This is a genomic window from Gracilimonas tropica DSM 19535, assembly GCF_000375425.1.
GTDB lineage: Bacteria > Bacteroidota > Rhodothermia > Balneolales > Balneolaceae > Gracilimonas > Gracilimonas tropica.
The window spans coordinates 176,143-199,189 of the sequence record NZ_AQXG01000003.1 but is presented as its reverse complement, the minus strand read 5'-3'; the positions used below and the strand labels follow the sequence as shown (position 1 = coordinate 199,189).

At 42.2% G+C, this 23,047-nt stretch carries 22 protein-coding genes; 15 read left to right on the top strand and 7 right to left on the bottom strand.

Annotated elements, in window-relative coordinates:
- Nucleotides 1-17: 17 nt before the first annotated feature.
- The 6 genes from dnaB to B151_RS0107325 form a co-directional block, all read right to left on the bottom strand.
- Nucleotides 18-1,559, bottom strand: coding sequence for a replicative DNA helicase (dnaB, locus tag B151_RS18190; protein WP_020402970.1), 1,542 nt, complete (start codon nucleotides 1,557-1,559; stop codon nucleotides 18-20).
- 94 nt (nucleotides 1,560-1,653) lie between these two features.
- A complete protein-coding gene (locus tag B151_RS0107345) occupies nucleotides 1,654-2,202 on the bottom strand; it encodes a GNAT family N-acetyltransferase (RefSeq protein WP_020402969.1) in 549 nt (182 codons plus the stop codon).
- 48 nt (nucleotides 2,203-2,250) lie between these two features.
- The gene (locus B151_RS0107340; protein ID WP_020402968.1) at nucleotides 2,251-3,063 is read right to left on the bottom strand and encodes a uracil-DNA glycosylase; all 813 of its coding nucleotides are present in this window, start codon (nucleotides 3,061-3,063) and stop codon (nucleotides 2,251-2,253) included.
- Nucleotides 3,064-3,252: 189 nt separating this feature from the next.
- The gene (locus B151_RS0107335) at nucleotides 3,253-3,786 is read right to left on the bottom strand and encodes an RNA methyltransferase (protein WP_020402967.1); all 534 of its coding nucleotides are present in this window, start codon (nucleotides 3,784-3,786) and stop codon (nucleotides 3,253-3,255) included.
- Between the two features lie 89 nt (nucleotides 3,787-3,875).
- The gene (locus B151_RS18185; RefSeq protein WP_020402966.1) at nucleotides 3,876-5,609 is read right to left on the bottom strand and encodes a SulP family inorganic anion transporter; all 1,734 of its coding nucleotides are present in this window, start codon (nucleotides 5,607-5,609) and stop codon (nucleotides 3,876-3,878) included.
- A 7-nt stretch (nucleotides 5,610-5,616) separates the two neighbouring features.
- Nucleotides 5,617-7,404, bottom strand: a complete 1,788-nt coding sequence (locus B151_RS0107325) for a sodium:proton antiporter (protein ID WP_020402965.1) — start codon at nucleotides 7,402-7,404, stop codon at nucleotides 5,617-5,619.
- Between the two features lie 212 nt (nucleotides 7,405-7,616).
- On the opposite strand from B151_RS0107325, the gene greA reads away from it, so the two are divergent.
- The 14 genes from greA to B151_RS0107250 all read left to right on the top strand — a co-directional run bounded on the left by greA (nucleotide 7,617) and on the right by B151_RS0107250 (nucleotide 21,506).
- Nucleotides 7,617-8,093 carry a transcription elongation factor GreA gene (gene greA, locus B151_RS0107315; RefSeq protein WP_020402964.1) on the top strand — a complete coding sequence of 159 codons (477 nt, stop codon included), beginning with the start codon at nucleotides 7,617-7,619 and terminating at the stop codon, nucleotides 8,091-8,093.
- A gap of 33 nt (nucleotides 8,094-8,126) precedes the next feature.
- Complete coding sequence (locus B151_RS0107310; RefSeq protein WP_020402963.1) at nucleotides 8,127-8,585, top strand: NUDIX hydrolase; 459 nt, start codon at nucleotides 8,127-8,129, stop codon at nucleotides 8,583-8,585.
- A complete protein-coding gene (locus B151_RS0107305) occupies nucleotides 8,564-9,838 on the top strand; it encodes a hypothetical protein (protein ID WP_020402962.1) in 1,275 nt (424 codons plus the stop codon). Before B151_RS0107310 ends, B151_RS0107305 begins: the two co-directional genes overlap by 22 nt.
- A gap of 15 nt (nucleotides 9,839-9,853) precedes the next feature.
- Nucleotides 9,854-11,071 carry an acetate/propionate family kinase gene (locus B151_RS0107300; RefSeq protein WP_020402961.1) on the top strand — a complete coding sequence of 406 codons (1,218 nt, stop codon included), beginning with the start codon at nucleotides 9,854-9,856 and terminating at the stop codon, nucleotides 11,069-11,071.
- Nucleotides 11,062-12,795, top strand: a complete 1,734-nt coding sequence (locus B151_RS0107295; protein ID WP_020402960.1) for a caspase family protein — start codon at nucleotides 11,062-11,064, stop codon at nucleotides 12,793-12,795. Before B151_RS0107300 ends, B151_RS0107295 begins: the two co-directional genes overlap by 10 nt.
- Nucleotides 12,795-13,658: a hypothetical protein gene (locus tag B151_RS0107290; RefSeq protein ID WP_020402959.1), complete on the top strand. Its 864-nt coding sequence runs from the start codon at nucleotides 12,795-12,797 to the stop codon at nucleotides 13,656-13,658. The genes B151_RS0107295 and B151_RS0107290 overlap by 1 nt, the downstream gene beginning before the upstream one ends.
- Nucleotides 13,658-14,611: a phosphate acetyltransferase gene (gene pta, locus B151_RS0107285; protein ID WP_020402958.1), complete on the top strand. Its 954-nt coding sequence runs from the start codon at nucleotides 13,658-13,660 to the stop codon at nucleotides 14,609-14,611. Before B151_RS0107290 ends, pta begins: the two co-directional genes overlap by 1 nt.
- 238 nt (nucleotides 14,612-14,849) lie before the next feature.
- Complete coding sequence (gene sufB / locus B151_RS0107280; RefSeq protein WP_020402957.1) at nucleotides 14,850-16,292, top strand: Fe-S cluster assembly protein SufB; 1,443 nt, start codon at nucleotides 14,850-14,852, stop codon at nucleotides 16,290-16,292.
- Nucleotides 16,293-16,425: 133 nt separating this feature from the next.
- Complete coding sequence (sufC, locus tag B151_RS0107275; protein WP_020402956.1) at nucleotides 16,426-17,199, top strand: Fe-S cluster assembly ATPase SufC; 774 nt, start codon at nucleotides 16,426-16,428, stop codon at nucleotides 17,197-17,199.
- Nucleotides 17,199-18,536 carry a Fe-S cluster assembly protein SufD gene (sufD, locus tag B151_RS0107270; RefSeq protein ID WP_020402955.1) on the top strand — a complete coding sequence of 446 codons (1,338 nt, stop codon included), beginning with the start codon at nucleotides 17,199-17,201 and terminating at the stop codon, nucleotides 18,534-18,536. Before sufC ends, sufD begins: the two co-directional genes overlap by 1 nt.
- A gap of 212 nt (nucleotides 18,537-18,748) precedes the next feature.
- Nucleotides 18,749-19,996: an aminotransferase class V-fold PLP-dependent enzyme gene (locus B151_RS0107265; protein ID WP_020402954.1), complete on the top strand. Its 1,248-nt coding sequence runs from the start codon at nucleotides 18,749-18,751 to the stop codon at nucleotides 19,994-19,996.
- An 18-nt stretch (nucleotides 19,997-20,014) separates the two neighbouring features.
- On the top strand, nucleotides 20,015-20,566 hold the full coding sequence (locus B151_RS0107260; RefSeq protein WP_020402953.1) for a NifU family protein: 552 nt from the start codon (nucleotides 20,015-20,017) through the stop codon (nucleotides 20,564-20,566).
- 18 nt (nucleotides 20,567-20,584) lie between these two features.
- On the top strand, nucleotides 20,585-20,923 hold the full coding sequence (locus tag B151_RS0107255) for a HesB/IscA family protein (RefSeq protein WP_020402952.1): 339 nt from the start codon (nucleotides 20,585-20,587) through the stop codon (nucleotides 20,921-20,923).
- A gap of 76 nt (nucleotides 20,924-20,999) precedes the next feature.
- Nucleotides 21,000-21,506, top strand: coding sequence for a DUF2480 family protein (locus B151_RS0107250; protein WP_020402951.1), 507 nt, complete (start codon nucleotides 21,000-21,002; stop codon nucleotides 21,504-21,506).
- A gap of 3 nt (nucleotides 21,507-21,509) precedes the next feature.
- On the opposite strand, the gene B151_RS0107245 is transcribed toward B151_RS0107250, so the two are convergent.
- The gene (locus B151_RS0107245; RefSeq protein ID WP_020402950.1) at nucleotides 21,510-22,208 is read right to left on the bottom strand and encodes a hypothetical protein; all 699 of its coding nucleotides are present in this window, start codon (nucleotides 22,206-22,208) and stop codon (nucleotides 21,510-21,512) included.
- A gap of 46 nt (nucleotides 22,209-22,254) precedes the next feature.
- On the opposite strand from B151_RS0107245, the gene B151_RS0107240 reads away from it, so the two are divergent.
- Nucleotides 22,255-22,977 (top strand): SDR family oxidoreductase, encoded by a 723-nt coding sequence (locus B151_RS0107240; RefSeq protein ID WP_020402949.1) that lies wholly within the window; start codon nucleotides 22,255-22,257, stop codon nucleotides 22,975-22,977.
- Nucleotides 22,978-23,047 lie beyond the last annotated feature (70 nt).

Genomic DNA, 23,047 nt, shown 5'->3' with positions numbered 1-23,047 from the left:
AGTGGGTAAGAAGGATATCAAAAGGGAGCATCTTCATCAGGTGCCGGGCTGTGTGGCATAGGAGGAGGGCCGTCGTTGCCACCATTATTTAAACTGGGGCCACCATTATTTCCACCACCGCCATCACCCAGCATGGGATTATCACTTTGAGCGGAAGTCAGATTCTCAAATCGCGCATATTCTTTTACGAAATAGTGCATCTTACTACCCACCGGACCATTACGTTGTTTTCCAATAATTACTTCGGCAAGTCCGGTAGTTGACTGGCCTTCAGGGGTAGTAGTGATTCCATAATATTCAGGTCGATATAAGAACATTACAATATCGGCATCCTGCTCAATGGATCCTGATTCACGCAAATCTGAAAGTTGAGGCCGTTTGTCTCCGCCACGTTGCTCTACCGCACGGGAAAGCTGAGCCAGGGCAATCACCGGAACATCCAATTCTTTGGCAAGTCCTTTTAGTCCCCGTGAAATGGTTGCAATTTCTTGCTCACGGTTGCCAATGTCTTTGGAGTTGGCCTGCATAAGCTGAAGATAATCGATCACGATCAATCCAATATCCTTTTCACTTTTTAGCCGACGGCATTTCGTGCGAAGTTCCATTAAGCTAATGGCAGGCGTATCATCAATATAAATTTCGGCACTGAACAAGCGACTGGCTGCATCAATAAGCCGGCGGAAATCTTCGTCTTTTAAAGTTCCTTTGCGAGCTTCATCGGCACGAACCCGCGCTTCCATTGTCAACAAACGCTGAACTAAAGACTGATTCGACATCTCCAAACTAAACAAAGCAATTGGAGTACGCAGATTTTCATCAGGATGCATGGCCGCATTGCGTGCAGCGGTTAACACAAAAGCTGTTTTACCCATAGATGGCCGTGCCGCTATAATGATCAGATCACCTTTTTGCCAGCCGGCCGTCATATCATCAATAGCCAAGCCGGTGGGAACTCCGGTAATGCCATAATCTTTACCCCGCAGATCTTCGAGATAAGAAAGCGTGTCCTTCAGTAACTTTTCTACCGGAACGGCAGAACTTCGGCTCTTTTGGTTGGAAAGGTCAAAGATACTTTGTTCGGCGTGATCCAGTACATCATATGCATCTGAAGTGGTGTCATAAGCTTCTTTAATGGTATCGTTGCTCGCCAGAATCAAATTACGCTTGATCGCTTTTTCAATGATGATCTGAGCGTGATACTCGATATTTGCCGATGAACTTACAGAACGGGTTAAGTCGGACAGGTAAGTAGGCCCGCCACAAACCTCAAGCAGGTTATTATCTTTGAGTTCATTCTCAACCGTTAGTAGGTCAAGTGGATTATCTCGTTCATATAAATTAGAAAGCGTTTCAAAAATGTGTCGGTTGGCGGTTTTATAGAAATCCTCGGGCTTCAGCATTTGAAGGGCAATGGTAGCTGCTCCGTGTTCAATAAGCATAGCCCCTAAAACGGCTTCTTCAACTTCTACGGCTTGTGGCGGAATTCGTCCTTCTTTTTCAAGGGACTTTGAATCATCTCGCTGATATTTGTTGTAGGATGAGCCGTTCTTTTTTGCCATGTGTGAAAGAAAAACCGATTGCTAATTCTTGAAAAAAGTGAACCCTGAAAATAGGTATAAATCTGATGCAAATGCAGATTCTTTTCAACAAATTTTATACAGTGTTATCCACAATCCGGGCTAAAATGTCGATGTTAATGAACTCATTATTCTTGAGCTCATAGTCTTTCAGAGTCCCTTCGAAATGGAAGCCTGTTTTTTCAAGAACCTTTCTGCTGCTTTCATTTTGTGAATCTACCCAAGCTTCTACACGATGTAAATTCAATTGCTTAAATCCGTAAGAAAGCACTTTTGGCAGAGCCTCAACTGAAATTCCTATCCCCCAAAATTCAGGTAAGAGCCAAAATCCAATTTCCCCGCGCTGGTGTTCTTTTTTGATGTCATTCAAACCAATTGCACCCACAAATTCCTCAGAATCTTTCAGCAGAATTTTCCACCAAAATCCCGTTTCATTTTCTCTGAGCTGCCGATACCATTCCATCTGCTCTTTTGTTTCTTCCAATGTTTTGAAACTGACCCCATAATGTTTGATCACCTTAGGATGAGAAAGTCCGCGATAAATATTTTCAATATCGGAATCTTCCACAGGAAGAAGGAAGAGTCTGTTCGTTAAAAGCTGGTAGGAATTTTTTGTCACTTTCATAAACCCCGCATAATCTTCAATTTTTGATCCATAATTTTTACTTCCACTTCACTTTCCGCCAAGCTCATCGTATCGCTTTCTCAATTTCTGAACATCTTCCCAGGTTGGGCGTTTCCATTGTTTATTTCTCAATAGAGCCGCCGGGTGATAAGTAGCCATAAGTTCTCGCCCATGGAAGGAATGAAATTTACCCCTGAGCTTGCTCAGAGAAGTGTCTTCATTCAATAACGTGGTTGCAGAAACACGGCCCACACAAAGAATAATTTTCGGATCAACCAGCTCAATTTGGCGCAATAAATAAGGCAAGCTTCGTTTCCGTTCTTCCGGTTTAGGATCTCGGTTATTGGGTGGCCGGTGCTTCAGGATATTGGCTATGTAAATATCGCCTCTTTTAAAATCAATAGCAGCCATAATCTTATCCAGTAGTTGACCCGCTTCGCCCACAAAAGGTTCGCCTTGCTGATCCTCATTATAACCGGGAGCTTCGCCAACGATCATCAAATCTGCATTGGGATTGCCCACGCCAAAAACGAGATTGGTTCCATCCAGGTCGGTGCGGAGTTCATCGGCATTTTCGCATAAAGTCCGGAGTTCTTCTAACGTGTCGCATGCTGCTATTTTCTCCTGCTTAGTTAACTCTCTTTCAGGTTTTTCGGGTTGAACCGAATCCTGGCCAGTTTCAACCTGGTAATTGTTGGAAACTTCGCGAACCTGATCTTTAGTAGGTTTATTGTTTTTTTGAAGGTTCTGATTTTCTAAGGAAGTACTATCAGGAAATTTCATTGAGAAATCCCCATACATATCCATTTGCTGTTTCAGGAATCGTTCGGCTTTTTCAATGAGCTCTTTAGGATCAGGCATGGTGCAATGTTTTTGCTAAATATAAAATGACTGGGACAGAGAAATATCAAAAATTTGGCTCCTAATTCATCGGTCAGATCGAGTAGGAAGTTATATTCTTGAACCAAAAATCTGATCGTCGGTAAAAGTCGAGTATCCAACTTTAACAATATTAGGGTTCAGACATATAGATGACTTCATGATCGAAAATCAACCATTCCACAATTTCTCAAGCATGGCGTACAAGACGACACCGGCCGCTACAGAGACATTTAGCGAATGCTTTCGACCAAATTGAGGAATGGCTACAAATTCATCAATATGGGGGAGGAGTTCTTCTTCAATTCCGGAAACTTCACTTCCCAAAATGATACAGATCCTTTCAGGGGCAGCTGCATCAAAGTCAGGAAGGTCGGTGCTGTCATCTGTTTGTTCTAAACCAACAATGCAATATCCTTCATCTTTAAGTTGGTGTACTGTTTTTTTTGCATCTTTTTCGTACCGCCAGTCTACAAATTCTTCGGCCCCAATGGCTGTTTTGTTTATTTCAGGCCGGGGAGGGGTAGGAGTGTATCCAGAGAGGATGATCTCAGAAATTCCAAAAGCATCTGCGGAGCGAAAAATTGAACCAACATTATGCAAACTTCTGATGTTAGGAACCAGGATCTTTAGGGATCGAAGCTTATGAGGTGCTGTTCTGGAGAGATTTTCCTCAAGGATTTCTTTTGTTGTAAGTTTATTCACTAAGGATAACCAATTTAAGATTAACTAAAGATATGATTGTTGTTACTTCCTTTCAGGTTAGTTTGATGAAGTATTTTGGGTGTTCCAAATCAGGCGCAGCTATCCAGGTATTCTTTGAGTCGAGTGCCATCGTCTTGGTCATCTTGCTTTTTTAAAGCAGCTTTAACACCGTCGTGTACCGTATTAAAAAAACGGTTTGATTTCACAAAAGTGCTGATGTCAGATTTTCGTATCACATCACGAACCGGGCCGATCAACCCGGAGATATAAAGCTCAATTCCTTCTCTGTTTAGGGTTTCTATGATCATGAGCAGAGAGTCCATGGCAGACACATCCATATCTCCAATCGTGGTTCCATCAATGATCACGTATTTGGGAGCCTTTTTTCCGTTCATGCTTTGCCCTAAAATATAGTTTTTAAAGAACTCGGCATTCACAAAAGAAAATGGGGCATCAACACGGAGGATAAGTACGCCGGGAATAGATTGGGCTTCTGAAAATCGCTCTTTATTTTTGAAATCACGGGTACCCGGCATCAGTCCAAGTTCTGCAACTGTAGGTTTGCTCATTTTTAGCAGGAGAGCCATTACAGAGGTAACAAGTCCAATCAGAATGCCTTCCTGAATGCCTATAGCTAACACACTGGCAAATGTTACAAATGCCACAAGAGCATCCCTGCGTTTAGTTTTTATAAGGAATTTAAGTTCCTTGATGTCAACCAGATTGCTGACGGAAACCACGATTATGGCTGCCAATAATGGTTTGGGCAGGATTTCGAAAAGAGGCGTTAAAAAAAGCAGGGTAAATAAGATCAAAATGCCGGCAAATATGTTATGCAGAGAAGTTTCACAACCGGACTGATCAGCAATAGCAGAACGTGAAAAACTGGAAGAAACTGGTAATGACTGAAACAAACTTCCGACAATATTACTGGTTCCTACAGCTAACAACTCCTGATTGGGATTTACAGTATAACCGTGCTTTCTGGCAAAAGATTTTGAAAGTGAAGCAACGGTCATGAACTGTACAAGTGCAAGCGCTAAGGCATTGGGGGCAAGCTTTTTAAAAGACTCTATGGAAAGATTGTGTAAAGAAAATTCAGGGAGTCCGTGAGGAATACTTCCAACTTGTTGTATTCCCCATTCAGATATGGTGATAAATGAAACGACGAGTATGGTTAAGGTAACCAGGAGTACAGACTCCGGGAGCTTGGAAAAATATCTCCGCATTAAGATCAGAAACAAAATAAAGAAAACAGAAAGCCCAAGAGTAGGATAATGTATGTCGGACAAATGTTGGGAAAGTTGTATCAGGATCTCATGAACATATTGAGAATTTGGAGTTTGAATTTTGAGCAGGGTTCCAAGCTGACTGGCTATAATAATGATAGGAGCTGCAATCGTAAAACCGGAGATCACAGGCCTTGAAAAGAGATTAAATACAAACCCAAGTTTGAAAACTGACATTAAAACCTGAAATACTCCGGTCAGAAAAGCGATCATCACAGCCAGTGTTACTTTTTCGGTAATATTTCCACCAGCAAGAAAACCAAGTCCTGCCGCTAATATGAGCATGTCTATTGCCACCGGGCCTATTGAAATGTGCCTTGAAGTTCCGAGTATTGGATAGATAAAAAGGGGAACAAGGCCAGCATAAAGTCCATATATGGGAGGTAGTCCTGCAATTACAGCGTACGCCATACCCTGCGGAATCAGAACAACTCCAACGGTAGAACCGGAAATCAGATCGGCCCGAAATTTTTGTAGATCATACGTCTTTATTGTTTGAACGACAGGCAGGTATTTAAAAAATATATCCTTCATGCTTGTATTAAAATGGCCAGAAATAAGGGATGGCAAAGGTACCAATTATCCAGAATAAAAGATTCAATGGAGTTCCTACCTTTACAAAATCGGTAAACGTATATTGGCCGGGGCCGAAAATCATGGTATTGGTTTGATAGCCTATAGGGGTCATAAAACTTAATGATGCTGCAAGGGTTACAGCAACTAACATTGGGGTTGGATTCACTCCTATACCTGTAGCTGCTTCGATAGCAATTGGAGCCAATAAAACCGCGGTTGCGTTATTTGAGATCAAATTGGTCAACATCATTGATAAAAAGAAGAAAGCGGATAATACGGCTGTTGGACCAAAAGACTCGAGTTGTTGTATCAAGTTATCTACCAGTAATTTAGCTGCACCGGTCTTTTGCATGGCGATTCCCAAAGGGAGTACACCTGCAAGCAAAAAAATCACCTTCCAGTTCACTGACCGATAAGCCTGTTCATTGGTAATACAACCCGTCATTATCATCAAAATGACTCCACAAATTGCGGACGCAACGATAGGTAGTATTCCAAAAGCGGCAAATCCTACAACACTTGCAATGATTCCCAGCGCTATCGGTATTTTGGCTTTTTTCACTTCCTGAAGTTCAATTTCGGTAGCCAAAACAAACTCTTCAGAAACTTTTATATCATTCACTCGTTCATTCTTGGCAAATAGGAGCAGAGAAGTGCCACTTTGAAGCCTGATATTTCCCAAATGTTCTTGCTGTACTTTTCCTTGTTGACGTATAGCCAAAACCATAGCCTCATACTGATGAAAAAGGTCTAAATCGTCCAACTTTTTCCCTTCATAGGAAGATTCTGGCGCTACCACAGCTTCTACCAGCTGGGCATTACCGGCCTCAAAATCTTGATCCTCCCAGTTATCAGAAGGTTTTATAAGAACATCTTCGCGATTAAGAAGTTTATTCATTTCTTTAACGCCGCCTCGAATTCTAAGAATATCGTTCGCTTGCAATTCAACAGCGCCACGATCTAACTTGGAATTTCCTTCCTCATCGAACACTTCCACAATATCGAGATCAAGGTTTTCGATCAGATGCGTGTTTTTAAGTGGAGTTCCTACAAAAGGAGAGTTCGGTTGTAAAACTACATCCGTAAGGTAGCTTTGCATTTCAAATGTATCGGTCAGGGACTCATCTTTTCTTCGACCGGGAATAATCTTCATACCAACCGTAAAGATGTAGAACAAACCAACGACAAAGAAAATGATGCCCACCGGGGCAAATTCAAACATTCCAAAACCTGCCAAATTGTTATCTCTTGCTATCGAATCAACCAGTAAGTTGGTAGAAGTACCTATGAGTGTGCAAACTCCCCCAAACATCGCTGCAAACGACATAGGCATCAATAATTTGGAAGCACTCTTCCCCATATCGCGTGATAAACTTATGATAACGGGAATGAAGATTGCAACAGCAGCTGTATTATTAATGAATGCTGATATTCCCCCAATTACTGCCATTATGATGAAAGTTGTTAACCGGTAATTCAGCTTACTCAGTTTAGATAAATACTCTCCAACTATGTCAAGAGCTCCGGTTCTTCGCAATCCTTCACTCAGAATAAACATGCATGCAATAGTAACAGTAGCCGGATTAGATAAGCCTGAAAGTCCTTCTTTTGGGGTCAGAATTCCAGATACCACAAGAATGGCAAGGAGAATCAGAGAAGTGACATCGAAAGGAATGCGTTTATTTACAAAAAGGAGGACTGCAAGTATAATCAGCCCGTACACGAAAAAGATCTCAGGCGCTATTCCAAACATAATGTATATATCAGATAATGATGGATTTTCGAATGTGATCTATTTGATTAATGATATAAAATTGATTCAGCAAGAAAACGTTCAATAAATCAACATGGAAAAACAGGGAATAAGCTCTTATTTTAGATGACAATTTAAATTGAAATGAAAAGCCATCTGCCGCTGGTAGATTGCTTTTTTTATTTGTAGAAACCGAACAAAGGAAACAAATTATGAGTAAAGTTCAATATCTGACTCAGGAAGGTTTTGATAAGCTGGAAGCGGAATTAAGAGACCTGAAGACCCGTGGACGAAAAGAAATTGCTGAAGAAATTGCTGAAGCCCGTGCTAAAGGAGATTTAAGTGAAAACGCAGAGTATGATGCAGCCAAAGAAGCACAGGGTCACCTTGAAGATCGCATAACCAAACTTGAAGATGCATTAGCAAATGCCCGTGTACTGGATAAAAATGATCTTGACCTTTCAAAAGTAAGGGTATTAACCACGGTTACTATTTTGAATAAAAAGATGGGCAAAGAGATGAAATATACGCTCGTTTCTCCAAATGAGGCTGACTTCAAAGCCGGGAAGATCTCCGTTGAATCGCCCATAGGTAAAGCGCTGATGGGCCGGGAAAAAGGGGAATCCGTAGAAGTAGAAGTTCCCGCCGGAACGCTTGAGTTAGAAGTAAAGGATATTACTATTGAATGATCTGAGTAGTAAATGACCTGAAAAACCACCTTCATGAAAAAGCTAATTGACGTTTACCCTTACAAGATCAAAAACGGAGTCCCATTATTTTTGATCTTCAGACGCTCCGAGAAAAAGATCTATGCCAATCAATGGCGGATGGTGGGCGGTAAAGTCAAAGATGGTGAAACAAGATGGGAAGCCGGTTTACGGGAGCTCAAAGAAGAAACAGGCTTACAGCCGGTTGCCTTCTGGACTTTACCCTCCATAAATCAGTTTTATGAAGCCAAAACGGATATGATATATGCCATTCCGGCTTTTGGGGCTGAAGTGGATGAGGATGCCGAAATACAACTGGACGAGGAGCATACCGAATACCAATGGGTGGGAATAGAGGAGGTTGAAACCTTTATTCCCTGGCCCGAACAGCGACGTTTAATGAAGCTGACTTACGATATCTTAACCGATCAATTTCTTGAGATCCTTCCGGAATGGAAAATCGAACTTGCCTGATCTTGTTTTTATTGTTCTTCCCAGTAATAGGGGTGGCTCAATCCAATTCATATGACCTGAATATCTATCCTGATCTTTGGTATAACAGCGTGGATGGCGTTCGCATCGGCGGGTTTGTACTGGGAGAGATGGAAGGCGAATTCAAAAGTGGTCCGCACCGGTTGGATGCAGGTGTATGGCTGGGGACGAATTTCCCGGATCAGCCAGTTTCGTACTACGTTTCCTTTACAGAACCTTTGAACCGAGACGCTTTACCAGGAAATGAATTGAATGTACAATTCGAAAGTAGTATCAGAACGGGGTACAGTCAGCACGGAGTTTCGTTGAATAAGCGTTGGCAGCCCGGATTTAATGAATTGGTTTTTAGAGAGATCTCGGTTAGCTTGAATCAAGAGAAAGTCATTGACAATGCCTACCAGTTGATTCCTTTTGAAGAAATAAATTGGAAAACACTGCTTGGTTTAGGTATCACGACCAATGGTTTTACCCCAATGGGTGAGTTGAAAGCTAACTTGTCGTTAAAACAGAATGTTGGTTCCCGAAATTTTTCAATTGGGGAAGGGGAGCTGACCCACCTCTCGAATCTTGGAAAAGGCTTTGAATTGAATCTGCGGCTTTATGGAGCTTTAACAAACTCTGGAACTCCTTCTGAATACAAAAATAGCCTGGCTAATCGAAGTCAAATATCCAGACTTGAAAATGGACTAATGAGAGCAAAAGGAACTATTCCCGATTCTTTCTTTGAAAATGGTGTGGTTCAGCTGGCCGGTGGATTTAACATGCGAGGGTACAATAATACGGTAGGATATTATCAGGGATACTATTCTTATCCCGGATACCCGGAAGATCACAAAGTAAGTTATGCTGGGAACATAGATAAAGGAGCTTCTCTAAATGCCGAGTTTGTTTTCCCTAACTACATAAATTCTTTACTTAACAGAAGTATTATTGGGAACTTTGTTCACCTGAATTCTTACCTGTTTTACGATGTAGGTACGTTTAATGCATTTGTATACCAAGCAGACATGGTACTTAATGTCGATAAGATGTTTGCAGATGCGGGGTTGGGATTTGAATTTTCAGTTAATATCCCTGACTGGTTAGGCAAAGACCGTGGATTCGCTATCAGGTATGATATGCCGTTTTGGGTTTCAGATCCAAATGGTTTAATGCCATTAGGGCCTGCAGACTCAGACTTGTCTCAATTTGAATTCAGAGGAATATTAGGTATCGGAGCGGTAATTTCACTCTAAAATCACGCACTCATTATGAAAATTCTCGTCATTAACTGTGGAAGTTCTTCCATAAAATATCAGCTTATTAACACGGAAAATCGTGATAGGCTTTGTAAGGGATTAGTTGAACGTATTGGAGCTGTGACGTCGATCATCAAGCAGGAGTTCAAAGGGGAGAAACCGGTGAAGAAAACTATGGTGATCGAAAATCACGCTTCCGCCTTAAAAACCATAATGGAATTGTTGTTGGAAGCCGATAATGACCATCTGAAATCACTGGATGAGATTGAAGCGGTAGGTCACCGCGTGGTGCATGGCGGAGAGACCTTTAAAGATTCGGTTCTTATTGATGAAGATGTTGAAGAAGCCATTCAACAGGCTTTTGATATCGCTCCACTGCATAATCCGCCAAATCTGGATGGAATCCGGGCTGCCAAAAAGCATTTGCCCGATGTGCCTCATGTAGCAGTTTTTGATACGGCCTTTCACCATTCCATACCCAAGCATGCGTTTTTATATGGAATTCCAAACCGGTTATACCGTCGCTATAAGATCAGAAAGTACGGCTTTCATGGAACATCCCACTATTATGTGAGCCGTCAATATTACAAATTGTCTGATACTCCAAAAAAGGGTTCTAAAATCATTACTTGTCATTTGGGCAATGGATGTTCTGTGGCAGCCATCAAAGACGGTGAATCATACGACACCAGTATGGGATTTTCTCCGTTAGAGGGACTTGTTATGGGAACACGAAGTGGAGATATCGATCCTTCTATCTTATTTTATATCATTGAAAAAGAAGAATTATCCCTTGCTAACGTTCATGCTTTATTGAATAAACACAGCGGTCTTTTAGGGCTTAGCGGTTATGCAGCTGATATGCGCGATCTTTTGGAAGAAGCCGAACGCGGTGATCGAAGATGCAGTGAAGCCATTGAGGTATTTTGTTACAGGGTGAAAAAATATATCGGTTCGTATATTGCTTCCATGAATGGCGTAGATGCTATTATTTTTACAGGAGGTATCGGTGAGAATGCAGCACCCGTCAGACAGAAGATCCTTGAAGGAATGGATTACGCCGGCATTAAACTGGATGAGCAAAAGAATATGAATGCGGAAGGAGCTACAAAAATTAGCAGCGATGATTCAAAAGTTGATGTACAGGTTATTCCAACCAACGAAGAACTTGTGATTGCAATAGACGCCGCAAAAATAGCCACGGCTTCAAAACAAACACCATGGGCTTAAAGTATTCCATACAATTTATATCGGCTTTCTTGTTAGCCGGTTTATTCCTCGTGTCGTGTTCCACTACCAGTTGGGAAGTAGTAGATGACAAAGCGATGGATATTAATGAGTATCAAAAGGTGGATGCTCGGTTTTACTTGCAAAGTGCCAATGCCATAACTCCTGAACAGCCCGTAATACGATTTGATATCAAATCGATCAATACGTACGAGTATACCCAAAGAGTACTCACTGAGCGCTATATTCAGCGCTATCGCCCGAGATTGGGGTATGTACTGCTGGGTACTGCCGGAGCGGGTTTATCTTTTTATGCGGCATACTCTGATCAATTATTGAACAGGCCTACCAATCCCCAAAAATATGCGTTGACAGGAGCCGGAGCCATTCTTACTACGCTTTCATTCATGAATATGAAGCCGGTAGGTGAGCCTACAAAAACCGGAGAGAGGCGATTACTGCGAGAGACCGGAACCGCCCAGGAAATGGATACTACAACAGCTCGTCCTTACAATCTCGAAAATCCTTTTATTCGGATCAGTTACAAAGGCGATACATTGATACCCAAAGCCGAATGGCAGTTTATTGACGGTCAAATTTCGGTCAATCTTGCAGAAGAAATTGATGCAGGTATCTTTAAAGAAAACCCGGAAGACCAAATAGTAGTTGAAGCATTTTATGATAGCCTAAGTTCTTCCCGGAAAGTTGCGGTGAGCTCCATATTTGAGCGGTTTGTAGTGGTTGAGAATCAAATCACAGCCCTTCGCAATCAACCGGAAAATGAAGCGGATAATATTCTTACGGAATTAGGGGAGGGCAGTCAGCTTAAGCTGGTTTCAAAAGAAGGAAGCTGGTACAAGGTACTCTACGGGATCTCAGAAACATGGATAGCTGCAAATGATGTGAGAGTGATCTGGAGACCTTCGGAATTCTCATCTGATCTATCCGTTATCGCCATTCCAAACGTACCATTCGGAACAGTGGATGTTGAACGCAATATTCCTGTTTTAGGTCGAAGCCGGCTCAACCAAGCTGCTTTTATACTTTCCAATAACAGCTATAAAGGAGAATATTCGGAGCGAATTTACGGGGAAAGAGATGCAAAACTGATAGAAGAGTATTTAGTGCAAGGCTTTGGTGTTCGGCCTGCAAATATCTTTAAAGCGATGAATATATCATCCGATCAAATCCTGGAAAGAGCTTACACCCGAATGGCCGGTGCCGTTCAGAATGAGGAGCGGACTTTATTCGTTTATATAAACGGGTATGCAGAAATTCGATCGCAACAGGTGTATTTGATAGGAACTGATCCGAAAGAGGGTGCCCCTAATATCATTGATCTGCATAAGTTTTTCAGAGCGTTGAATAACCTTGATATGGAAAAACTGGTCATTTTAGCTGATCTGGATTTCAATAATTCTGGGGCCAATGTAACGGCTCTTCAAGATCTTGCCCGTATCGTTACTGATCAAAACCCCAACGTATCTGTTATATTCAGCTCTCGCCCGGATCAGCAATCAGGTATTTATTCCTCATCGAATGGTTCTCAAAACAGGCATAGTCTTTTCACTTATTTCCTGGCTGATGCCTGGAAGCAGAAGAAACTGAACATGAGTGAAATATTAAACTATCTGGAACGCAACGTCCCATTTACATCCAGAAGTTTATACGACCGGCCCCAGGATCCTCTACTGTTTGGAAACCGAGACCTGGAACTGACCGACTGATGGCCCTGATATATATCACTCTCAGTGTTTCGTGTTCATTAGCCATTGCACAGATTTTAAAACTGGCTGAAAACAGAAAAATGAGAGTCCTTAATATATTGGTCATCAATTACTTATCCGGTTCAGCTTTAAGCCTAATGAATTCTTCTGAGCTGACTATGTTTTTCGGTATTAAGGTCGATCTTCCACTGTGGCTCATGCTGCTCATAGGAATGCTTGGCTTCATCTTTATTGCAAACATGGTGGTGTACAGCAAATCTATTGATCGGGTGGGGATGGGGGTGAGTATTGCGGCCATGCGTATGTCGCTGGTATTTCCAATTGGAGTCAGCCTGTTTGTATTTGGAGAACAGATCGTAGGGGTGAAATATCTAGGCATAATTATGGCGTTAGCATCTCTTTTACTTATGGTGCCAAGAATTAAAACCCGGCAGATATCCGGCCTCTCTGATGCATGGTTACCTCTACTTATCTTTTTTATGACAGGAGCTGCAGATTCGGGGTTGAAGGTGTATGAACGTATCTTTTCAAGCAGCATTTCCGAAGAGTTTTTTGTTTCCGGAATCTTCTTTGTTTCTTTTCTAATTGGATTTGGAATCCTGATCAAACGACGGGAACTTCATTTTTCTTTCAAAGAAATAGGATATGGTTTCGCTACCGGAGTAGTGAATCTGTATTCATCCATATTTTTGATATATGCCCTGAAGTTGATGCCCGGCTCGCTGGTTTTTCCAATTGTTAATGTGAGTTTGGTGGTTTTGGGTACAGGAATTGGAATTTGGTTTTGGAAAGATCGCCCATCCGTTAAACAATGGTCGGGTTTGGCTATCGCAATCATCTCACTCATTTTATTAGTAGGATAATGAACATCATTAAAAACATTCGAAAAAGAGCTTCAAATAATCTTAAAACGATCGTTTTACCGCGGTCATCAGATCCGCGGGTTATACAGGCGGCCGAATATCTTCAGGATCATGCATTGGCAAAACCTATTCTATTGCAGAACAATGATGCCGTAATACCCAACGATATTACCACAGTAGATCCTTCCACCGATGATCGCCTGCAGGCCTATGCGCATTCTTTTTATGAGCGCAGAAAACACAAAGGAATCACCGAAGAAGAAGCTGTAAAGATCGTACAGGACCCTTTGTTTTTTGCCGCATCCATGGTAGCCTCCGGAGATGCCGATGGAGCCGTTGCGGGTTCCGTTTCAACAACCGGTGATGTACTTCGTGCGGCAATCCAGGTCATTGGCTTAAAGTCGGGCTCAAATGTTGTATCGAGCGTCTTTTTAATGAGTTTCGAAGATGGACGGGTATACACTTATGGAGATTGCGCGGTGGTACCTTATCCCAATGCTGAACAGTTGGCTACCATTGCTTCAGATTCTGCAGATACGCATCGAAAAGTAACGGGAGAGGAACCTAAAGCAGCCATGTTATCATTTTCTACCAAAGGAAGTGCCCAGCATGAAAGGATCGATCTGGTTCGCAAAGCGCTGGAGCTCGTGAAAGCTCAATATCCTGAACTTTCTGTTGATGGAGAGATGCAGTTTGATGCAGCTATAATCCCGGAGATCGCCAAAAGAAAAGCCCCTGATTCCAAAGTAGCCGGTCAAGCCAATGTGTTTATTTTCCCCAACCTGGATGCCGGTAACATTGCTTATAAGATCACCGAACGATTAGCAGGAGCAACAGCAACCGGCCCCATCATCCAGGGACTTGCCAAACCTATGATGGACCTGTCAAGAGGGTGCAGCTGGGAAGATATTGTAAATACGGCTTGTGTTTGTTCTTTAATGAGTCAGGATTAATGATCTTTCCATGACTTTCTTACAATGAGATAAAGGCCCAAAAACAACTCACTTCACATTACTGGTTTGGCTTAATTGCTTCGATAGAAATTCTCAATCATTTCGGTTTAGTTAAGAGAAGGAGATTTCGTATATTTGAACTCATTCTAAATAGGCTCGAAAAACAACGATCGCAATGTATTAGGAGGTTGTTTTTTCTGAAGCAGTTAAGACAAAAATTTAAAAACCCAAACAACGAATGAGCGAGACGCAAGCCTTAGAATCAATGATCGGTGAAGAGTATAAGTATGGCTTTTCTACTGATGTTGAATATGAAGACTTTCCCAAAGGATTGAATGAGGATATCATCCGTGAACTTTCGGCACGTAAAGAAGAGCCGGAATGGATGCTGGAATTCCGCTTAAAAGCTTATCGTGCGTGGACCGAAATGGAAGAGCCAAGCTGGTTCAACGCAACGTATGAAAAGCCGGATTTCGAGAATATCCAATATTATTCAGCTCCCAAAAACAAACCAAAACTTGACAGCCTGGATGAGGTTGATCCTAAGATCCGTGAAACGTACGAGAAACTGGGAATTCCTTTGGAAGAGCAAAAAGCCTTGGCCGGTGTAGCAGTTGATGCTGTTTTTGACAGTGTGTCTGTTTTCACCAGCTTTAAAGAAAAGCTTGCTGAAGCGGGTGTGATATTTTGCTCAATTTCAGAAGCGATCAAAAATCACCCCGAGTTGGTGAAGAAATACATGGGTTCTGTCGTCCCGGCTCGTGATAATTTCTATGCAGCATTGAATTCAGCTGTATTTTCCGACGGATCATTCTGTTATGTTCCTAAAGATACGATCTGCCCGATGGAGCTTTCTACGTATTTCCGGATAAACAACATGAATTCTGGTCAGTTTGAAAGAACGCTGATCATTGCGGAAGATAATTCTCACGTGAGTTACCTCGAAGGCTGTACTGCTCCGATGTATGATGAGCATCAGTTGCATGCCGCCGTAGTTGAGTTGGTAGCAATGGATAATGCCGAAATCAAATATTCTACTATTCAGAACTGGTATTCAGGCGATGAAGAAGGAAAAGGCGGAATCTATAATTTTGTAACGAAGCGTGGTGCTTGCCGCGGTAAGAATTCCAAGATCAGTTGGACTCAGTTGGAAACCGGTTCAGCCGTTACGTTGAAGTATCCAAGTGTGATCCTTCAGGGCGATAATTCCATTGGCGAGTTTTACTCAGTAGCGGTAACCAATAAAAAGCAGCAGGCTGATACCGGTACAAAGATGATCCATATCGGAAAGAACACAAAGAGTACCATCATCTCAAAAGGTATTTCTGCCGGACGTTCCAACAACAGTTACCGTGGAGAAGTGAAGATCAACAAAGGAGCTGATGGCGCTCGTAATTACTCCGTTTGTGACTCGATGTTGATCGGGCAGGAGTGTGGCGCGCATACCTTTCCTTATATAGAATCCAAGAATCCTACGGCCAGTGTGGAGCATGAAGCTTCAACTTCACGCGTGGGAGAGGAGCAGATCTTTTACCTGATGCAGCGTGGAATCAGCGAACAGGATGCGATCTCCATGATCATCAACGGATTTGTAAAGGAAGTGCTGAAAGAGCTACCACTTGAATTTGCCACCGAAGCGAATGCATTACTTGATGTGAAACTTGAAGGTAGTGTCGGGTAAGTCACACTTACGAACCAAGCCTCGCTACGAACGCTCTGCGTCTTAGCGGTTGGTGACAACGCAGAGCATATGTCACCAGGCGTAGATGCAAAAACGAAATTAAATAATCAAAAAAGACAAAACGAACAATAACGTGTTAGAGATCAAAAACTTACATGCCTCAGTTGAAGGCGAAGATCAGGAAATTCTTAAAGGTGTAAATCTCACCATCAATAAAGGAGAGATCCATGCAATCATGGGTCCGAATGGAAGTGGTAAAAGTACGCTGGCCAAAGTAGTATCCGGCCATCCTGAGTACGAAATTACCGATGGAGAGATTTTATTCGAAGGCGAAGATATCACTGAACTGGATGCCGATGAGAGAGCACACCTCGGAATGTTCCTCGCTTTCCAATATCCTATTGAGGTTCCGGGGATCACCAACCGAACATTGCTTCGCGAATCGTACAACACCATAGCTCGCGAAAATGGACGTGAAGAGCTCGATCCTATTGAATTTGATGATTATCTGAAGGAAAAACTCGATGTCATCGACATGAAAGATGAATTCCTCGAGCGTAGTATCAACACCGGGTTTTCAGGTGGTGAGAAGAAAAAGAATGAGGTTTTCCAAATGGCCGTGCTGAATCCTAAGCTGGCTTTCATGGATGAGACCGATTCCGGGCTCGATATTGACGCGCTTAAGATTGTTTCGGATGGAATCAACAAAATAGCTGGACCAGAAAATGCGATCGTACTTATTACGCATTACCAGCGATTGTTAAACTACATCACACCTGATTATGTGCACGTGATGATGGGCGGTAAAATCGTGAAATCTGCCGGTAAAGAGCTGGCCCTTGAGCTTGAAGATCAAGGATACGAGCAGCTTGAAAAAGAATTTTCCCTAAACGGAGAGGCTCAGTAATGAGTGTAGCAGTTAAAGAAAAAGAAACCATACTGAACTTTTTGGACGGCGATTTTGGGTCCGTATCAAACATTCCCGCCATCGCCGGATTGAATGAGAAAGGAGCCGGAAATATTTCTGAATTTCCGTTTCCAACCCGTAAAGATGAAGATTGGAGATTCACCGACCTAAGATCGATCAGCCGTAATCACTTTGTACCTGTTGCGGAGGCCGGAGCTGAATCCATCGGTGATATCAGTGATTATTACCTACCGGAAGCAACCAACAGTCGCCTTGTGTTTGTGAATGGCGAGTATAATCCTGAATTGTCTTCCACTAAGGATATCCCTGAGAATGTTGTAGTCGGAAACATGGCTGCATACAGCGACCATGACATCCTGGAAACGCATTTGGGCAAGTACACCAATTATGATGAAGATCAGGATGTATTTGCTGCATTGAATGATGCGAATTTCAAGGATGGTACGTTCATTTACGTTCCTAAGGAGACTAAAGTCGAAGCTCCGATCCATATTCTGAATGTATTTACGGATGCTAAAAAAGCTTTTTACGCAACTCCGCGAGTACTTTTTGTGGGTGAAGCGTACTCCAAAGCTACGATCGTTGAAGAGCATGTGGCATTGACTCAGAATGAATATCTGAACGTGACTGTGAATGAGTTTAAATTGTTTGAAGGAGCTCATGTTCACCACGCTCGTATTCAGCGTGATAGTAAAAAGGCGAATCATATTTCTCGTCCGATTGCTCATCTCGACAAATATGCTGAGTATCATTCTTACACCATTTGCTTGGGAGCGAAATTATTCCGCAACGACCCAAGAGTGGTTCAAAACGATGAAGAAGTGGATTTCACTATTGACGGTTTGGTACTGATTGACGGAGATCAGATTGCAGATACGCATTCTGCGATCGATCACCGACACTGGCATGCGAAAAGTCACCAGCTGCACAAAGTGGTAGTGAATGACAATGCACATTCCATTTTCAACGGAAAGATCTTTGTTCGCAAAGATTCCCAAAAGATCGATTCCTTCCAGGAAAACAGAAATTTATTGCTTTCAGAGAACGGAACCGTAAACACCAAACCACAGCTTGAGATCTTCTCTGACGATGTATTATGCTCACACGGAGCAACCATCGGTCACTTGAATGAAGACGAGGTTTTCTACCTCCACAGCCGTGGATTGACCAAGAAAAAAGCTCGTGAGCTTCTGGTTTACGCCTTTACGCTCGAAAGCATTGAAACGATGGAAGTGGAATCCGTCCACAAATTATTGCTGGACGAGGTTGTGAAGTACACCTCTCGCGACGAAGAATTTGTTGCAGTAGGGAAGTAATTCGCCCTGATTCGCTACGATGCAGAGCGATCGTAACGAGTACAGTATGGGTTGTTAATTTATATACTCGTTCCTACGCTCTGCGTGGGAACGTAAAAGTCCTCCCTCAAGGCAGATGCCGGACTGAACGAATGTGAAGTCTGGCAGAGGGTGTCGATGAGGGCAAACTTGCCTGAATTGACCAAAACCTCGAATTATTAGATGTTATTATCATGCAAGAAACCCTGAAAACAGAGACCAAAACCAATATCGACTGGGAAACCATTCGCAGTCAATTTCCCGTTCTTCAGCAAGAAGTAAACGGACAGAAATTGGTCTATCTGGATAACGGGGCCTCTTCGCAGATGCCACAGCGGGTTATTGATCGAATCAACGCATATCATTCCAAAGAGCATGCCAATGTACACCGGGGCATTCATACCCTCAGCCAAAAAGCTACCGATGCGTATGAATTAGCCCGAAAGCGAATGCAGAAATTCATCAATGCCCGGCATGAAGAAGAAATTATTTATACGACCGGCACCACCGATTCCATTAATTTGGTGGCGCAATGTTACGGCCGTAAAAACTTCAAAGAAGGCGATGAGATCTTGATCTCCGCTATGGAGCATCATGCCAATATTGTTCCCTGGCAGCTTATTGCGGAGCAAACCGGAGCTACCATTAAAGTGATTCCCATGAATGATAACGGTGAATTGCTTATGGATGAATTCCATAATCTTCTTTCTAAGAAGACCAAAATGGTGTCTGTGGTTCATGTTTCAAATTCACTGGGTACCATTAATCCGGTGGAGGAGATCATCAAAACTGCTCACGCTAAAGATATTCCGGTGTTGATCGATGGTGCTCAAGCAGTTCCTCATTCGGTGGTGGATGTCCAAAAGCTGGACGCTGATTTTTATGCATTCTCGGCTCACAAAATGTGCGGGCCAACCGGATTTGGTATACTCTATGGAAAACGAGAGTTGCTGAATGAGATGCCTCCGTATAGAGGAGGGGGGGACATGATTGATAAGGTGACATTCGAAAAAACCACCTGGAACGACCTTCCCCACAAATTTGAAGCTGGAACTCCACCGATTTCAGCCGGAGTTGGATTTGCTGAAACTATTGCATTCCTGGAAGAAATTGGGATGGAAAACATTGCAGCCCGGGAACAGGAATTATTGGTTTACGCAACGAACAAACTGAATGAAATTGAAGGACTTCGAATCGTAGGAACGGCGGAAAACAAAGCTTCCGTTATTTCGTTTTTGCTAAAGGATATTCACCCCACTGATGCCGGCACTATTTTAGATCAAAAGGGCATTGCGGTGCGAACAGGACACCATTGCACGCAGCCTATCATGGATCGTTTTGAGATCCCCGGTACGGCAAGAGCTTCCATTTCCTTTTATAATAATGAGGAAGACATTGATCGGTTGGTGGATGGAATTAAATATGTACAAGAATTTTTTTGACAACAAAGGAGATCAACAATGGCTAAAATTAAAGAAATAGAACGCACCCCAAATCCAGATGCCATGCGCTTTGTATTGGCTGAACCGCTGACCAATGGAACCACTCGTTCCTTTGAGAATGCGCAGGAAGCCGAAGGCGATGAACTGGCATCCGCACTTTTTGCAGTCGATAACGTGATCAATGTTTATTATGTAGATAAGTATATCACTGTTACGCAAGACGGTAAAGCGGTTTGGTCGGAATTATTGCGTAAGTTGGCACCTCCCATTCGAGAAGCTCAGCCGATCACACATGAAGAAGACGACACCGATGTGCACCTGAGTAAAGAAGTACAAGGATCTGATGATCCACGTTTGCAGCAAATCACACAGATGCTGGATGAACAAGTTCGCCCTTATCTGCTTGCAGATGGAGGTGGTTTAAAAGTGCTTGGACTTGAGCAAAATCGTCTCAAGGTTCACTATCAGGGAGCATGCGGAACCTGTCCAACAGCTACAACCGGTACACTATATGCCATCGAAAGCATGGTGAAGCGTATTGATCCAGAAATTCAGGTTGTTTCTGTTTAATTCATAAATAGAAGTATCATGGAAGAACTCTCTATTACAGAAAGAGCAACGAAACGCATCAACTTGATCCGTAAAGAACAGAATGTTCCGGACGATGCCTTTCTGCGAGTTGGTGTGGTTAGTGGCGGTTGCTCCGGTTTGACTTACGACCTCGAATTCAATTCAGACGTTCAACCCGAAGAGAACGACAAAATCTTTGATGTGGATGGCCTGAAAGTTCTGGTTGATATGAGAAGCTTTCTCTATCTGGCCGGAACTGAATTGGATTACACCGAAGGCCTGAACGGACAAGGTTTCCACTTTAAAAACCCGAATGCTTCGCGGACGTGCTCTTGCGGAGAATCTTTTTCTATATAAGTAATTATAAATTTTGAATGTTGAGTTTTGAATTTAACTCTAATTCAAAATTCAACATTTCTAATTCAAAATTTCCATGGCTGAAGAGATAGTCAACAAAATACAGCAGAACACAAAGTTGGTGACGATCGACCTGCAGAAATTCCACGATGATACGCCCATCGAAGAGTTGGATATCAAGCAGTTTTTATTTCAGGAATTGTTGCTGAAGGAGAAAGATTTTCGTCAGCAGCTAAAGGATTTTGACTGGTCACAGTTTGAAGGAAAATATCTTGCTGTTCACTGTAGTACGGATGCTATAATCGCTCCATGGGCCTGGATGCTAATTACTTCTCACGCTTCTGAATTTGCTAAGGAAGTGTACAAAGGACGAAAAGACGCTTTTCAATACGAGCTTTATAAAAGAGCCTTAGAACAAAAAGATTGGTCAGAATATCAGGATAAATTCGTTCTGCTTAAAGGCTGCGGAGATGTGCACGTACCGGATTCCATCTATCTCTACGCAACCAATAAACTCATGAAACACGCCAAAAAGATCATGTACGGGGAAGCGTGTTCGAATGTACCGGTGTGGCGGAAATAAGTACTATCTATTAATGGGTATTTTCTTTGATTCAAAGTATTTTATTATTTCCATAATGAAGTCTATGACACTTTTTATCCTTGATTGAAAGTCTTCTAGTTCAAGATCGTACATAACCATCTCATGAAGAATATTATTTCTTTTATTTTGAACATCTTGAATTTTTTCAACTACATTTTCATCAAAATCAATATTTGTTAGTTCTGATATTCTTCTAATAACACTTTCAAATTTACCATTTGCACATATATTAGCTGCATTTTCTGAAACTCCTTCTAAAAAATACTCTATATTTTGCTCACTAGATGTAATTAAGCTTTTAAGGTCGATTCCCAGAGCTTTTTCTAAATCAGAAGCTTCAATGTGATTCATTTTAGCTAAATAGTATATTTTATTCTTGTCATGTGAAAAAATTAAAAAAAGTATTTCTTTGAATAGAGAATCAATCATGCTTGATAAATAGACAAGATAATTATTCATTGTTCTTTTTCTCATCTCATCATAAGTCTGATCCTTTAAATATGTCCAGTATTTGTCAGATTTATCTGTATCATCCTCATCTAATAAGCTCCAAATATCTGAGTAAAATTCTTCATAATGTTCTTTATTAGATAAATAATGATAGATTGTTCTTACTTGAAACATTTCATTCATAAGACCGCTAGTCCAGTAATTGAGTCGAAAACTATTTATGTCAGGCATATTCCTTATGTTTTTTTATTGAACTTATAATAATGAATTTTTGTAAATGATTACTTTTGTCACAGGCACCTCCCGCGGAATAGGTCACTCCATCGCAGAACAGTTATTAGAAAAAGGCTATTCAGTCACTGGTACTTCCCGATCCACGGATTCCCCATTTCCTAATCACCAAAACTACACGCATATAAAATGTGATCTTGCCCAGCAGGGAGATGTAGAGCAATTAAAGTCGGTATTTGAGGGAGATGAAGTCCCTGAAGTGCTCATTAATAATGCCGGGATGTTTGCAGAAGTGGAATTCGATGATTCTGATGAAGCATGGCTTGAAAACTGGGACAGAACACTACAAGTAAATTTACGCTCGGCGGCGTTACTTTCGAAATGGGCACTTAATGCCTGGACCAAACATGAAATAGAAGGGAGGCTGATCAACATTTCATCCCGGGCCGGTTATCGTGGAGATACGGGAGAATATGCGAGTTATGCGGCCAGTAAAGGAGGCATGGTGGCGTTCACCAAGAGTATTGCCCGCAGCTTTGGGAAGCATGGAATAACAGCCTACACCATCGCCCCGGGATTCGTAAACACGGATATGGCGCAAGGATCTATAGAAGTGTATGGAGAAGAATATCTCACCCAAGGTTTGGCACTCGATTCTATTGCTCCTCCCGAACAAATTGCTAATATCGTAACGTTACTGGCTGAAGGTAAACTCACGCACGCCACCGGACAGACTTTTCACGTGAATTCGGGTTCATATCTTATTTAGATGGTCTTTGGACCAGATGTCCAAACATGAGTTCCCAACCAGCGGTTGGGATCGAATTACCTGACATCTA

Coding starts and splice junctions, on each gene's coding strand:
- dnaB (WP_020402970.1), bottom strand. CDS start 1,559: ATGGCAAAAAAGAACGGCTCATCCTACAACAAATATCAGCGAGATGAT.
- B151_RS0107345 (WP_020402969.1), bottom strand. CDS start 2,202: ATGAAAGTGACAAAAAATTCCTACCAGCTTTTAACGAACAGACTCTTC.
- B151_RS0107340 (WP_020402968.1), bottom strand. CDS start 3,063: ATGCCTGATCCTAAAGAGCTCATTGAAAAAGCCGAACGATTCCTGAAA.
- B151_RS18185 (WP_020402966.1), bottom strand. CDS start 5,609: ATGAAGGATATATTTTTTAAATACCTGCCTGTCGTTCAAACAATAAAG.
- B151_RS0107325 (WP_020402965.1), bottom strand. CDS start 7,404: ATGTTTGGAATAGCGCCTGAGATCTTTTTCGTGTACGGGCTGATTATA.
- greA (WP_020402964.1), top strand. CDS start 7,617: ATGAGTAAAGTTCAATATCTGACTCAGGAAGGTTTTGATAAGCTGGAA.
- B151_RS0107310 (WP_020402963.1), top strand. CDS start 8,127: ATGAAAAAGCTAATTGACGTTTACCCTTACAAGATCAAAAACGGAGTC.
- B151_RS0107305 (WP_020402962.1), top strand. CDS start 8,564: ATGGAAAATCGAACTTGCCTGATCTTGTTTTTATTGTTCTTCCCAGTA.
- B151_RS0107300 (WP_020402961.1), top strand. CDS start 9,854: ATGAAAATTCTCGTCATTAACTGTGGAAGTTCTTCCATAAAATATCAG.
- B151_RS0107295 (WP_020402960.1), top strand. CDS start 11,062: ATGGGCTTAAAGTATTCCATACAATTTATATCGGCTTTCTTGTTAGCC.
- B151_RS0107290 (WP_020402959.1), top strand. CDS start 12,795: ATGGCCCTGATATATATCACTCTCAGTGTTTCGTGTTCATTAGCCATT.
- pta (WP_020402958.1), top strand. CDS start 13,658: ATGAACATCATTAAAAACATTCGAAAAAGAGCTTCAAATAATCTTAAA.
- sufB (WP_020402957.1), top strand. CDS start 14,850: ATGAGCGAGACGCAAGCCTTAGAATCAATGATCGGTGAAGAGTATAAG.
- sufD (WP_020402955.1), top strand. CDS start 17,199: ATGAGTGTAGCAGTTAAAGAAAAAGAAACCATACTGAACTTTTTGGAC.
- B151_RS0107265 (WP_020402954.1), top strand. CDS start 18,749: ATGCAAGAAACCCTGAAAACAGAGACCAAAACCAATATCGACTGGGAA.
- B151_RS0107260 (WP_020402953.1), top strand. CDS start 20,015: ATGGCTAAAATTAAAGAAATAGAACGCACCCCAAATCCAGATGCCATG.
- B151_RS0107255 (WP_020402952.1), top strand. CDS start 20,585: ATGGAAGAACTCTCTATTACAGAAAGAGCAACGAAACGCATCAACTTG.
- B151_RS0107250 (WP_020402951.1), top strand. CDS start 21,000: ATGGCTGAAGAGATAGTCAACAAAATACAGCAGAACACAAAGTTGGTG.
- B151_RS0107245 (WP_020402950.1), bottom strand. CDS start 22,208: ATGCCTGACATAAATAGTTTTCGACTCAATTACTGGACTAGCGGTCTT.
- B151_RS0107240 (WP_020402949.1), top strand. CDS start 22,255: ATGATTACTTTTGTCACAGGCACCTCCCGCGGAATAGGTCACTCCATC.